Below are 11,770 nucleotides of genomic sequence, written 5' to 3'. Positions count from 1 at the left end.
AGAATAGGTGGGCTTTAAAAACAAACTATTACTTAACATAATGTTAATTATGGGAAAGTTATATAATAATAAAAAACCTGGCGGTCTGCCAGGTTTTTTATTATTAATCGGCGCTATTATGGCTTTACAGTATCCTCAATAGTTTTGGCAGGTGTAGCTGTATCTTTCTGCATTTGTTTTTTCATCATTTTTGCTTTTTTTGCACTGTCCATGCTGGCTGTATCAACAGCAGTTGAGTCAGAATTACCCGCTTTTTTTTCAGAACTGCAACCGGTAGCAATGATACCAAATATGGCCGTGGCAAGCGCGAAATTTAAAATCTGTCTTTTCATAGGTATTGTTATTTAAATTTTGAATTTTATGGCTTTACTATATATTTAACCTTGTTTGAATGACATTGTTTAAATTATTAGTTAATAATCTAATTAAAAGCCTGATAAGTCATCGGGCTGAATTTAAGCAGGCTAATTAGTGTTTTTTTTGTTTTTAAATGCGGATATTTAAGCGTTATGAAAGTATCAGAGAGAATGTCAAAATGGGGTATGCGCATCTACCCTCCTCTGTTTTTTCAGCGCATTTGGGTTGTCACTATTCACAAAGGGTTTCGTGGAGTTACAGTTAATATAAACCGTAGTATTTTTAACAGAAATTATAACAACTCTATTTTCGGCGGCACTATTTTTTCAGCTGCCGATCCGTTTTACCCGCTATTATTTCACCAGATATTTATACACAAAGGTTACAACGTAATTGCCTGGTCAAAATCATCCGAGATACAATTTTTAAAACCCGGCTTAACTAAATTGCAATTTAAGATCCGCATTAGCGATGAAGATATAGCAGAAGCCGAACACGTGTTAAACACTGGTGGGAAGTATGTTAAGGCGCACCCAATAGACATTTACAATATACACGGCGAAGTATGTGTGACGGTGACTAATGAAGTATATTTGCGCAACCTTAATTTTACAGAGACATCACAATGAAAATAATTATAAACGATGAGGCTTTTTTAAATAAAGGTTTTTCGATATCCACCGATAAGACTTTGCTCGATTTTGATATGATTTATAATTACCTGGATAAGGAATCGTATTGGGCAAAGGGCATACCTGTTGAAAGGTTGAAAAATGCCATTGAACACTCCATTTGCTTTGGCGTTTATCACCATAAAAAACAAATAGGCTTTGCCAGGGTAATAACAGATCAAGCTACTTTTGCTTATATTGCTGATGTATTTATACTGTCTGAATACCGGAAACAAGGCTTGTCGAAATGGCTTATCCAAACTATCAGAAACTACCCGTTATTACAGGGACTTAGGCGCTGGAGTTTAGCTACTGCTGATGCACACGGCTTATACAGCCAGTTTGATTTTGTCAGCATTAGTAATGCAGACAGGTGGATGGAAATATTAACACCTTACCAGGCACAAAAAAAAGGACGACGATGAACTTAAAAAGGCAAATTTTTGAAGGCGAAGGTGTAACACTCGATTTTAAGAAAACCATTACAAGTTGCGAAAAAATAGCGCGCACTATGGTTGCTTTTGCCAATAATAAAGGAGGCCGTTTATTGATTGGCGTAGCTGATGATGGCACAATAAAGGGTGTTAAGAGCGAGGACGAAGAACGTTATATGATAACCCGGGCGGCTACATTATATGCCCGACCCGCCCTTGAGCCAGTATTTGAAGAAGTTTATATAGACGATAAATTGGTGGTTATTGTGGACATACCCGAGAGTGATATGAAGCCACATTACGCGCTTGCTGAAGATGGTAAATGGTGGGTTTACGTACGCGTTAAAGACAAAAGTGTTTTAGCAAGTAAAATTATTGTTGATGTGCTTAAAAGATCGTCTGATGAAACTGGGGTATTGATTGAATATTCAACAAATGAAAAATCATTGCTTGAATATTTGGAAAAGACCGAGCGTATTACTGTAAAGGAATACAGCGACCTGATTAAAGTGGGCCGGCGCGCTGCACAGCGTATACTGGTTAATATGATTCTTTCGGGCGTTATAAAGGTACATACCACCGAAAAAGAGGAATACTATACCGCCGCATAATTACAAACCTTATGTCTTCCTTCTATCCAAAACATAAGCCGCATTATCGCGACAATTTAAAGCTCGCTATTCCGGTAGTGATATCACAATTGGGGCATACGCTTGTACAAACCTCTGACACCATAATAGTTGGACACTTTGCAGGGACTATCAGTCTGGCTGCGGTATCGTTAGCAACAAGTATTTTTACTATACCAATGATCATCGGCATCGGTATATCATATGGCTCCACTCCTCTTATTGCACAACATAACGGTCGCGGCGAAAAGGCCGAATGCGGTCAACTGTTGTCCAATAGTTTATTTATCAATTTAGTCACCGGCATTTTTTTATTTGGGTTGGTGTGTCTGGGTTCAATTTACTTTTTAGATCGCCTTCACCAAACACCTGAGGTATTGATTAAGGCTAAGCCTTTTTTGATGCTACTGGGCCTGTCAGTTATACCCATGCTCGTCTTTAACACTTTTAAGCAATTTGCAGAGGGACTGGGGTTTACCAAACAGGCAATGATGATATCTATCTGGGGAAATATCCTCAATATATGTCTGGGAATAACTTTTGTTAAAGGCCTGTTTAGTATTCACCCTATGGGTATTATGGGTGCCGGTTACAGTACTTTGATCGACCGTTGTGTAATGTCTATCATAATGGGTATTTACGTTTTCAGGTCGAAGAACTTTAAAGAATACTTAAAGGATTTCTCAATCAAAAACATTAGCCGGACGCGAGGCTTGAGTATCTTAAAGATTGGGGCGCCGGTAGCAATGCAATACGCTTTCGAGATCAGTGCTTTTAGCGCGGCTGCTGTTTTGGTTGGCACTATAGGGGTGTTACCACAAGCGGCACACCAGATAGCTATTAACCTGGCTTCGATGACGTATATGATGTCCAGCGGCGTTTCTGCCGCTGCAGCTATTAAATCCGGGAACTACTTTGGCGTAAAAGATCACAACGGACTCCAATTGTCAGCTAATGCGAGTTATCACATTGTGCTTATTTTTATGGCTTTCACTGCGCTGGTGTTTACTTTCGGTAATGCGCTGCTACCCTGGATATATACTTCAGATAAAAGTGTTATACACATTGCAGCACAGCTACTTATATTAGCAGCCATATTTCAATTATTTGACGGCGCTCAAGTTGTAGGACTGGGTATTTTACGCGGAATGGGCGATGTAAATATCCCTACTTTCATAACTTTTCTGGCTTACTGGGTTGTGGGCCTGCCTTTTGGTTATTATTGGGGAATATATCTTGGCCATGGTGTAAACGGTATTTGGTTTGGACTGGTTTTGGGTTTGATGGTATCTGCGATCCTCCTGTATTTCCGCTTTAAAATTATTAGTAAACATCATCGCCTGCACCAGGATATCATCATCGCTAAAGATTAGAAAAATAGGTCCGCAGCTAATCTGAACGTATTGCAATGCGCATCGATGATATCCCTGATATCGGGCGAATAACCACCACCCATACTTACCTGTACCGGTATTTTGTTGGCAATGCATTGCTCAAATACCAGGCTGTCGCGTTCTTTACAAGCTTGTTTACTCAATGACAGCTTGCCCAGTTTATCGGTCGCTAAAACATCAACTCCTGATAGATAAAATATAAACTCAGGCTTTTGCTGTGCGATAATCTGTGGCAAAGTGTTTTTCAATATGCTCAGATATTCGTGGTCTGATGTACCGTCGGGCAAAGGAATGTCGAGATCTGAGCGCTCTTTCCGGTATGGAAAATTATTAGCGCCATGCATGGAGAACGTAAACACGCGCGGCTCGGTCTCAAAAATTTGCGCCGTGCCGTTTCCCTGGTGAACATCTAAATCAATAATTAAGATAGACGATGTTAAATTATTATTTAACAAGTAATTAGCCGCTATAGCCTGATCATTAAGCATACAGAAACCTTCTCCCCAATTGGTGCCGGCATGATGGGTGCCTCCTGCTATATTAAACGCAATTCCATATTCAAAGGCATACCTGCAACCGTTGATGGTTCCCTGTGCAATACAGCGTTCGCGTTCAATTAATCGCTCAGATAGTTCGAAACCGGTGCGGCGCTGTTCTTTTGCCGGTAAAGTCAGGTCGCGCAAATGCGCCCAGTATACTTCGTCATGTGTTTGAAGGATCACCTCTTCACCAACCATTGCCGGACTAAATAAATTCTCCTCAGTAATTAATCCTTCATGTAAAAGCTGCCCCGGTATCAGTTCATACTTCGACATCGGAAACCGGTGATTCAACGGAACCGAATGGATATATATTGGATCAAAAGCAATTTTAAGCATTCAAATATTTGATATAAGCGACTTTTATATCTGCCACGTGAGATTTACCGCTCGGGTTAAATATTTCAACAGTGGGCCTTAAATAGCTATTTATTAGGTTTACTTACGTACTCATCGCCTTTAACAAAAAAACGATAGGGTAACGTCGCATCTTCCTTAGCGTAACCAACGCCAACTCTTGGCACTGCAGCTATCTGATCATCAGGAATTATTAAGCCACGTTCTTCAATCCATAAAGCATCGCTCTGCAGGCTAATGGCATTAATTTGTCTGGATATACCCAAAGCCTGCGCTACCGAACCAGGGCCCGAAGTAATCGTTCGTTTGAGTTTATCCATCTTGCGTCTATGTAGCATGATATCTATACCGTCGGTTGGATGAATGGCTCGAATCAACACGGCGTGGGGCTCACCCTCAGTTGAGGTTACTACGTTAAACATTTCGTGTATGCCGTAACATAAATATACATAGGCTACACCACCATGCTCATACATGATTTTAGTGCGCGGTGTTAATCGGTTTCCAAAAGCATGCGATGCGCGATCTATAACGCCATTATATGCTTCTGTTTCAACTATATAACCGCCTGTAGTTTCACCATTAATACAGGTAAATAAATATTTGCCTAAAAGTTCGCGACTGATATTGACAACGTCATTGCGCTGGTAAAAAGATAGCGGTAGTTTCATTTCTTTTTGAGGATGCCTTTTAATATTTTGTTGATCTGTTTGGCTTTGTCAAATACCATTATGTGCGTGCCGCCTTTGATAATAATCGGGTCTTTGATCTTTTTGTAATTAAATACCAGGTCTTTATCGCCGGCTAAATGATAAACGTTGGGGATATTAGTCTTGTTGTTGAATTTCAAGGCGGCTGCTACCGCCCATTTCAAGAACTTTGGCGATGATTTTTTTAACATGTCATGAAACAGCCAGGCATCCTGGTCGTCCAAATGCCCAAATAGGGGCTTAATAAAATAGCCTAATTTGCTAAGTGTTCTTCCTCCGATTAGTTTTTGAACAGGCACGGCGTTAAAGAACTTAAAATACCACGGTACTTCGTCAATAGTTTTTATGGTAGATATCAATATCGCTTTGCTAAGCCTTACTTGTTTGGCAATTTCGACGGTTAACATTCCGCCTAGTGATACACCGATAACTATATCATTATCTTTTATAAGGTATTGATATATAATTTTTTGAGCATATGTAGTTAAAGTATCAGTTTCATTTGGTTCGATCCAATCGATAGGTATAACATCATTATCGCCCAGGTCGATGTTGTTGTAAAGACGAGTGTCTGCCCCCAGGCCTGCAATTAAAAATATCTTACTCATTAAGGTTGATCAGCGTGATAATCTGCTCCAGAAAATGCGCGTCGGTTTCGTCAAAATGTGCTAAATGTTCGCTGTCTACATCTAACACACCAACCACCTCATTGTTACGAAACAGTGGTAAAACAATTTCTGACCGCGATGCCGAAGCGCAGGCGATATGTCCCGGAAAAGCGTCTACATCAGGTACAATCAGTGTTTTGGCCTGCTCCCACGAGCTGCCGCAAACACCTTTACCTTTACCAATACGTGTGCAGGCTACCGGCCCCTGAAATGGCCCCAATACCAGTTCGTTGTTTTTAACCAGGTAAAATCCAACCCAAAACCATTTAAATTGCTCTTTTAAAGCTGCTGTTATGTTGGCTAGGTTGGCTATTAAGTCGGTTTCCCCATACAGCAACGCTTCAATTTGAGGGATTAATGAAATGTATTGTTCTTTTTTATCGGTCGATGTTATGATTGTTAGATCTTCTGCCATATGCCAAAGTTAAGTATGGTAGTCTAAAAGTAAATAAGCCAAATCTCATATTTAATTTTTTAATTAGCGATTATTTAAATATTCAACTCATGAGAGTAATTGCAGAGCTACCCCATCCTGATTTTAAGGTCACCATATTTAGTATGAACCAAAAGTTTATTGTGAAAATGGAGCGCGGCATATTGGAGCAAACCTATAAAATTGCCGAAATGGATATCCTTGACGGCGTGAACAGTGTATTCGAAATATTAGACGAAGAGTTTCTGAAAACCGTAGCCGAGCGTTTTGTAGCCATGGGAACTGACTTTAAAAAGGCTTATCACCGGTATAATTATTAGCCAAATAAAATTTCGTTATTGAATTTTAGGTGTCATAACTTTTTATTTTTCAATTTGATGTGTATTTTATATAAAGCTTTTAATAAGATGGGCACCTGCCCGTAATAAAACATGCTTTCCGACAACGATTGCACAAATATATCCGAATCTTTACCTTGCAGTTGAGCCTTTAAATTGTAAAATTGCTGGTCAATAACCAATTGAATCACCCAGTTTTATGAAAGCATCCTTATCAATAAAATCAATTGCGTGGGGGACTTTGACTGTAGCGTCAGTCTTGGCCATTGTTACCGCACTTCCCTCTTTTACAAAAAACAACGCCCCGGCAACTATAATCCTAAGTGCTATTAAAGTTACTGACGGCATTAAAGCTCCTACCGCTTTAGCCTTCCCTGCTCCTAACAAAGCCTGGGTTACTGAGCAAACCGGCGCCATCCGTTTAATTAAAAGCGGAAAACTGACCAATGTAGTTGTACTGGACGTAAAAGAAAAAATGATCAAGGTTAATACTGGTTACGAAGAGCGCGGATTATTGAATGTAACGCTGCATCCAAAATTTGCTGTTAATGGTAAGTTTTATATTTTTTATAGCCGTCCCTACAAAAACGAGCCCGGTAAGCCGCACTTTAATCATACAGATGTGGTAGCTGAATACAAAATGCTGCCAAACTCAGATCAAGCCGACCCAAACAGCGAGCGAATTATTTTAACTCAGGATAAACCAGATGGCAATCACAACGGCAGTGGTATAGTTTTCGGTGACGATGGTTATTTATATGTGACTTTTGGCGATGGCGGCGGCCAGCATGATCAGCATGGTGCTATCGGCAACGGCCAGAACCTGAATACCTGGTTAGGTAAAGTTTTGCGTATCAATATTGATGTAGATTCTACTTATTCGGTTCCAAAAGACAACCCATTTGTAGGCAAGGCTGATGTTAAGCCTGAGATTTGGGCTTATGGTTTCCGTAACCCCTATCGTATTACTGTCGACCGTGCTTCAAAGCAATTATTTATCGGCGAGGTTGGCCAGGACAAATGGGAAGAAGTTGACATTCTGCAAAAGGGGGCCAACTATGGCTGGCGCGTAGTTGAAGGCAATCATTGTCATAACCCGGAAAACGGTTGTGATTTTACAGGCTTCACGCCTCCTATAACAGAATATGCACACAGTGAAGGCGTATCAGTTATTGGCGGCTATGTTTATAATGGAAAGCAAATTCCGTCTATAAAGGGCAAATATATATTCGGCGACTGGACAGGCCCTGTTTGGTACTTGCAAAAAGCAGGTGATAAATGGCTGCGCGGAAATGTCACCATCAAAAATTATCCCGCTACCGCAAAAATTACGGGCTGGGGCGAAGATCAATCCGGAGAATTGTATTATCTTACCAATACTGAAACCGGCCCGGGTGGGCCTGGGGTAACTACCGGCAGTGTTTACAAGATTATCAAGAATCAATAATGAAGAAATATTTAATTGTCATGTTGTGGGGAGCCGGCGTAATGCTGCTCCCCTCTTTTGTTTTAAAAAAAGCCGATCCTAACCCCTTTCCCGCGCCCACGCTTAACTTTAAGGCCCAAAAACTGATTGATGGTTTACAGGCACCGGTGGATATGGCCTTTATCGGCAATAATGAGTGCCTGGTAGCGGAACAAGCTGGCAAGATCAGGCTGGTAAAAAACGGTAAGCTGGCTGATGCGCCGGTTCTTGACATCACCAATAAACTGGTAAAACTAATGCCGGTTGACGTGCGTGGTTTGTTGGGTTTTGCCTTACATCCACAATTTAAGACCAATCATAAAATTTACGTTTTTTATAGTGCCCCTAAATCAGCCGATAACAGCGATCATCAGGATGTGGTAGCCGAATATACCCTCGCGGCCGATTGGACGACTGTAGGGCCTGAAAATGGCCGTATTTTGTTTACTACAGATGAGCCTGGTCAGGGTGATAACGGTGGTTGCATGCGTTTCGGTCCGGATGGCTATTTGTACATCGGTATGGGCGACGGCGGTGGCGGCGGCGATAAGCACGGCCCCATAGGTAATGGCCAAAACATGAATACGCTTTTGGGCAAGATATTACGGATAGACGTAAACAGCGGTTCACCTTACGGTATCCCTAAGGATAATCCATTTGTCGGCAAAGCCGATATCAGGCCTGAGATCTGGGCGTATGGTTTGCGTAACCCATGGCGTTTTTCATTTGATAACAGAACCAGCCGCTTAATGGTAAGCGATGTGGGCGAAGGTGCCTTTGAAGAGATCGACGTTATCGAAAAAGGCGGTAACTATGGCTGGCGGATGGTTGAAGGCAATCATTGCTTTAACCCTAAAGAAGATTGCAACTTTACCGGAACAATTAAACCAATTGCCGAATATAACCATCAACATGGTATTTGTATTATTGGCGGATATATTTATAACGGCAAAAAGCTAATTAACCAAAAAGGCAAATACTTCTTTGCCGATTGGACCGGACCCATCTATTATATCGAGAAAAAGGACAAGGAATGGCAGCAAGGCAAGGTAGAACTGCAAAACTACCCTCAGAACCTTAAAATAACCTCCTGGAGCCAGGATCAGCAAGGCGAGCTATATGTGATTACCAACGGCGCAAACTTGCTCAGCGAGGTTAAGGGAGCTGTTTATAAGATCGAGAAGTAATTCGCTATTTATTGATTAAGATACCGCTACGTCATTGCGAGGAACGAAGCAATCTCTACAAATGCTAATCAAAAAGCAGGGGTTTTACTGTCGCACAAAGATTGCTTCGTCGTTCCGCCTTGCAATGACGCATTTTATGACATGGTCATCAACCGCTCAACCAATTCAGGCACTCCAATACTCGCTCTCTCTTCTATCCTCATTACGTTTTTTATTCTGCCCACATCGGGTATATTGGGGTCGACAATGTATTTCGGCACATTATAATGTACATAATTGATTAAACCTGCTGCCGGGTACACCGCCAAGGATGTCCCTACCAAAATAAAGATATCTGCCTGCTGGCAAACTTTAGCCGCCGGAATGATCATGGGCACGTCTTCACCAAACCAAACCACATGGGCGCGTAGTTGCGAGCCAAGTTCGCACAGCTCGCCCATTTTAATCTCCCAGCCTTCAATTGGATAAGTTAGTGCAGGATCAATGCTTGATTGCGAGCGTGTGATTACGCCGTGCAGGTGCATTACATCGGTTGACCCGGCGCGTTCATGCAGATCGTCTATATTTTGAGTAATGATAGTTACGTTGTACTTATTCTCTAATTTGGCCAGTGCGTAATGCGCAGCATTAGGTTGAGCAGCCAAAACATCTTTACGGCGCATATTATAAAAGTCCTGCACCAATTGCGGGTTGCGCGCCCAGGCTTCAGGTGTAGCAACTGTCCGTACGTCATAACCTTCCCAAAGGCCATCACTGTCTCTGAATGTTTTGAGTCCGCTTTCGGCGCTAATGCCAGCACCGGTTAATACTACTATCTTTTTCATTAGTATAATCACAAAAAAAGCGACCTGGATAACCGGGCCGCTTTTAAATATCTGTTCTGTTAGTTTTTAAAGAGCAAGCGCGTGTTGGGGGCGTAAAGCTGCATACTTTTGCTTAGCCAGCTCAAAACCGCCAAATAGTAAAGCGCCAAAAACGATATCGCCAAAAAGCATGTTAGCCTCAAAAGGTACAGCTGCGGTGAGTGATGCCATATAACCGGCAACTGTTTTTGGGTAAAGGTTAGTGTCGGCAATCCATGGCAAATCCATAATTAACCAGTGCACTAACACAGGCACCAATAAAACGATGAGGCCAGTAGTCCAGTTGATTTTTTTGATTTGGCTTCCTATAAATATTACTATTGCAAAACATATACAGTTCCAGAGCGTGTAGCCGCTCAATAAAGTTAATTTCGAGGTATATAAGTAATTGATCAGCACGTCGCTGCAGAACATCGTCAGCAATACTACTACATAAGCCTTCCATTTATCGGTAAAATACACCCCGCCAAAAATGGCGATGGCCCCTACCGGTGTAAAGTTGCTTAGCAAAAACGGAAATTTATAACTTACAAAACGCATTGCTGTAGCCAGGATGATCATCAGGATCAGCACTGCATTTCTGGTATTGGTTTTTTGTAATGACATGTCTGTATTAACTTATACGGTCAAAATTACTAAACTATTATTTGTTAACCAATACAATTTTGCCGGGGTTGATGCCTGCGGTTATGCTATATTCTTTCTTACCGGTTTTGTCGAACGCCACAACACTGCCATTTGATGAATAATCTTTAGCATCACCAATAAAAATTTCACCAGTCGACGGGTCACCGGAAATTGTATAAGGAGTGGTAACTACGGTTCCATCTGTAATGAAATTTGTTGCACTTACCGTTTGAGTTTTTGTGTTGTATACCGCTATTTGGAAGCTTATGTTATCTGTAGTAGTCGGGTAGTAAATAAAATCGCCCTGAGCATAAATTGGCACATTATAGCCTAAGCTTACACTAGGTTTTGATTTTACAGCGTCGGTAGTAGCGTCAACCACGGTTAATCCGGCAGGTACGGTATTAAAATCTCCTAAAGATAGTACATAAATATTGTTGTAGCTATCGGCAGCCACAGATATCGGGTTTACCTGTACTGTAATCTTTTTAGTTTCAGTTAATGTATTTAAATCAATTACCGATAAAGTGTTTGTCGGTGGATTTGGGTATAACAAACCACCAGAGTTAGCCACATACAATTTACCGTTCGAAATAGCCATTTGTTCCGGATCATCGCCTACAGTAATGGTTTTGGTGATGGTTAACGATGCGGTGTCGATCACCGATACAGTGCCGTTATAAGAAGTCACAAAAGCGTAGTTTCTATTAAAAACGACACTACGTGGCTGGTTAAGTGTTATTTTTTTGATCTGTTTAGCCGTTTTGGCTTGTGTAATGTAAATGGCGTTCGAGTTATTTACAACTATGTACATTTTAGTGCCATAAATGCCCAAGTCGTTACCTGTATCGCCTAACTGAGCTGTGTTAGCTGCTGAGAATTGATCGGCTACTAAGGTTTTGCTGCTGTAATCGTAATAAGTAAGGGTACTATTGTTATGCCCAACACCACCCTGGTTTAGTACATACATACCCGCCCTTTGCGCAGTAGGTTTATCGGTTGTTGGAGCTACTTTATCTTTATGGCACGAAGCTAATAAGGCTGCGCCTGCCAATGCAATAAAGAAAGAATGTAGTTTAAACTGTTTCATAGTTATTT

Annotated in this window: 15 protein-coding genes; 7 read left to right on the top strand and 8 right to left on the bottom strand. The window is 41.3% G+C overall.

Going from position 1 to position 11,770, the window contains the following annotated elements; genetic code table 11:
• Positions 1–116 precede the first annotated feature (116 nt).
• A complete protein-coding gene (locus ACFS5N_RS03790; protein WP_377182399.1) occupies positions 117–332 on the bottom strand; it encodes a hypothetical protein in 216 nt (71 codons plus the stop codon).
• 177 nt (positions 333–509) lie between these two features.
• Between ACFS5N_RS03790 and ACFS5N_RS03785 the strand changes: the two genes are divergently transcribed.
• Genes ACFS5N_RS03785 through ACFS5N_RS03770 form a run of 4 tightly spaced genes read left to right on the top strand, consistent with a single transcriptional unit; the run spans position 510 to position 3,464 of the window.
• Positions 510–986 carry a PaaI family thioesterase gene (locus tag ACFS5N_RS03785; protein WP_377182397.1) on the top strand — a complete coding sequence of 159 codons (477 nt, stop codon included), beginning with the start codon at positions 510–512 and terminating at the stop codon, positions 984–986.
• Entirely contained in the window at positions 983–1,453 is a 471-nt protein-coding gene (locus ACFS5N_RS03780) for a GNAT family N-acetyltransferase (RefSeq protein ID WP_377182395.1), read from the top strand. The genes ACFS5N_RS03785 and ACFS5N_RS03780 overlap by 4 nt, the downstream gene beginning before the upstream one ends.
• The gene (locus tag ACFS5N_RS03775) at positions 1,450–2,073 is read left to right on the top strand and encodes an AlbA family DNA-binding domain-containing protein (protein WP_377182393.1); all 624 of its coding nucleotides are present in this window, start codon (positions 1,450–1,452) and stop codon (positions 2,071–2,073) included. The genes ACFS5N_RS03780 and ACFS5N_RS03775 overlap by 4 nt, the downstream gene beginning before the upstream one ends.
• Before the next feature lie 11 nt (positions 2,074–2,084).
• The gene (locus ACFS5N_RS03770; protein WP_377182391.1) at positions 2,085–3,464 is read left to right on the top strand and encodes an MATE family efflux transporter; all 1,380 of its coding nucleotides are present in this window, start codon (positions 2,085–2,087) and stop codon (positions 3,462–3,464) included.
• Here the strand turns inward: ACFS5N_RS03770 and ACFS5N_RS03765 are convergent.
• From ACFS5N_RS03765 to ACFS5N_RS03750, 4 genes are all read right to left on the bottom strand, one after another.
• The gene (locus ACFS5N_RS03765) at positions 3,461–4,363 is read right to left on the bottom strand and encodes a histone deacetylase family protein (protein WP_377182389.1); all 903 of its coding nucleotides are present in this window, start codon (positions 4,361–4,363) and stop codon (positions 3,461–3,463) included. The two genes, ACFS5N_RS03770 and ACFS5N_RS03765, sit on opposite strands and share 4 nt — an antisense overlap.
• 86 nt (positions 4,364–4,449) lie before the next feature.
• Positions 4,450–5,052 carry a DNA-3-methyladenine glycosylase gene (locus ACFS5N_RS03760; protein WP_377182387.1) on the bottom strand — a complete coding sequence of 201 codons (603 nt, stop codon included), beginning with the start codon at positions 5,050–5,052 and terminating at the stop codon, positions 4,450–4,452.
• Complete coding sequence (locus tag ACFS5N_RS03755) at positions 5,049–5,699, bottom strand: alpha/beta hydrolase (protein WP_377182385.1); 651 nt, start codon at positions 5,697–5,699, stop codon at positions 5,049–5,051. Before ACFS5N_RS03755 ends, ACFS5N_RS03760 begins: the two co-directional genes overlap by 4 nt.
• Complete coding sequence (locus ACFS5N_RS03750) at positions 5,692–6,174, bottom strand: GAF domain-containing protein (RefSeq protein ID WP_377182383.1); 483 nt, start codon at positions 6,172–6,174, stop codon at positions 5,692–5,694. Before ACFS5N_RS03750 ends, ACFS5N_RS03755 begins: the two co-directional genes overlap by 8 nt.
• 89 nt (positions 6,175–6,263) lie before the next feature.
• Here ACFS5N_RS03750 and ACFS5N_RS03745 point away from each other — a divergent pair, with 89 nt between their 5' ends.
• The 3 genes from ACFS5N_RS03745 to ACFS5N_RS03735 all read left to right on the top strand — a co-directional run bounded on the left by ACFS5N_RS03745 (position 6,264) and on the right by ACFS5N_RS03735 (position 9,182).
• Positions 6,264–6,512 (top strand): hypothetical protein, encoded by a 249-nt coding sequence (locus ACFS5N_RS03745; protein WP_377182381.1) that lies wholly within the window; start codon positions 6,264–6,266, stop codon positions 6,510–6,512.
• A 217-nt stretch (positions 6,513–6,729) separates the two neighbouring features.
• Positions 6,730–7,977, top strand: a complete 1,248-nt coding sequence (locus ACFS5N_RS03740) for a PQQ-dependent sugar dehydrogenase (protein WP_377182379.1) — start codon at positions 6,730–6,732, stop codon at positions 7,975–7,977.
• Complete coding sequence (locus ACFS5N_RS03735) at positions 7,977–9,182, top strand: PQQ-dependent sugar dehydrogenase (RefSeq protein ID WP_377182377.1); 1,206 nt, start codon at positions 7,977–7,979, stop codon at positions 9,180–9,182. The genes ACFS5N_RS03740 and ACFS5N_RS03735 overlap by 1 nt, the downstream gene beginning before the upstream one ends.
• Positions 9,183–9,316: 134 nt before the next feature.
• On the opposite strand, the gene ACFS5N_RS03730 is transcribed toward ACFS5N_RS03735, so the two are convergent.
• The 3 genes from ACFS5N_RS03730 to ACFS5N_RS03720 all read right to left on the bottom strand — a co-directional run bounded on the left by ACFS5N_RS03730 (position 9,317) and on the right by ACFS5N_RS03720 (position 11,762).
• Positions 9,317–10,006, bottom strand: coding sequence for an SIR2 family NAD-dependent protein deacylase (locus ACFS5N_RS03730; protein WP_377182375.1), 690 nt, complete (start codon positions 10,004–10,006; stop codon positions 9,317–9,319).
• A 66-nt stretch (positions 10,007–10,072) separates the two neighbouring features.
• A complete protein-coding gene (locus ACFS5N_RS03725; protein WP_377182373.1) occupies positions 10,073–10,651 on the bottom strand; it encodes a DUF6580 family putative transport protein in 579 nt (192 codons plus the stop codon).
• Between the two features lie 37 nt (positions 10,652–10,688).
• Entirely contained in the window at positions 10,689–11,762 is a 1,074-nt protein-coding gene (locus tag ACFS5N_RS03720) for a YncE family protein (RefSeq protein ID WP_377182371.1), read from the bottom strand.
• Between the last annotated feature and the right edge of the window lie 8 nt (positions 11,763–11,770).

Source organism: Mucilaginibacter ximonensis (genome assembly GCF_042686265.1).
In the GTDB taxonomy this organism is placed as follows: Bacteria; Bacteroidota; Bacteroidia; order Sphingobacteriales; family Sphingobacteriaceae; genus Mucilaginibacter; species Mucilaginibacter ximonensis.
This window is presented reverse-complemented; position numbering and strand designations above follow the sequence as displayed.

Excerpts from the sequence above, each read along its gene's own strand:
- ACFS5N_RS03735 (WP_377182377.1), top strand. The coding sequence starts at position 7,977 with ATGAAGAAATATTTAATTGTCATGTTGTGGGGAGCCGGCGTAATGCTG.
- ACFS5N_RS03755 (WP_377182385.1), bottom strand. The coding sequence starts at position 5,699 with ATGAGTAAGATATTTTTAATTGCAGGCCTGGGGGCAGACACTCGTCTT.
- ACFS5N_RS03775 (WP_377182393.1), top strand. The coding sequence starts at position 1,450 with ATGAACTTAAAAAGGCAAATTTTTGAAGGCGAAGGTGTAACACTCGAT.
- ACFS5N_RS03790 (WP_377182399.1), bottom strand. The coding sequence starts at position 332 with ATGAAAAGACAGATTTTAAATTTCGCGCTTGCCACGGCCATATTTGGT.
- ACFS5N_RS03760 (WP_377182387.1), bottom strand. The coding sequence starts at position 5,052 with ATGAAACTACCGCTATCTTTTTACCAGCGCAATGACGTTGTCAATATC.
- ACFS5N_RS03780 (WP_377182395.1), top strand. The coding sequence starts at position 983 with ATGAAAATAATTATAAACGATGAGGCTTTTTTAAATAAAGGTTTTTCG.
- ACFS5N_RS03725 (WP_377182373.1), bottom strand. The coding sequence starts at position 10,651 with ATGTCATTACAAAAAACCAATACCAGAAATGCAGTGCTGATCCTGATG.
- ACFS5N_RS03730 (WP_377182375.1), bottom strand. The coding sequence starts at position 10,006 with ATGAAAAAGATAGTAGTATTAACCGGTGCTGGCATTAGCGCCGAAAGC.
- ACFS5N_RS03745 (WP_377182381.1), top strand. The coding sequence starts at position 6,264 with ATGAGAGTAATTGCAGAGCTACCCCATCCTGATTTTAAGGTCACCATA.
- ACFS5N_RS03750 (WP_377182383.1), bottom strand. The coding sequence starts at position 6,174 with ATGGCAGAAGATCTAACAATCATAACATCGACCGATAAAAAAGAACAA.
- ACFS5N_RS03765 (WP_377182389.1), bottom strand. The coding sequence starts at position 4,363 with ATGCTTAAAATTGCTTTTGATCCAATATATATCCATTCGGTTCCGTTG.
- ACFS5N_RS03740 (WP_377182379.1), top strand. The coding sequence starts at position 6,730 with ATGAAAGCATCCTTATCAATAAAATCAATTGCGTGGGGGACTTTGACT.
- ACFS5N_RS03785 (WP_377182397.1), top strand. The coding sequence starts at position 510 with ATGAAAGTATCAGAGAGAATGTCAAAATGGGGTATGCGCATCTACCCT.
- ACFS5N_RS03720 (WP_377182371.1), bottom strand. The coding sequence starts at position 11,762 with ATGAAACAGTTTAAACTACATTCTTTCTTTATTGCATTGGCAGGCGCA.
- ACFS5N_RS03770 (WP_377182391.1), top strand. The coding sequence starts at position 2,085 with ATGTCTTCCTTCTATCCAAAACATAAGCCGCATTATCGCGACAATTTA.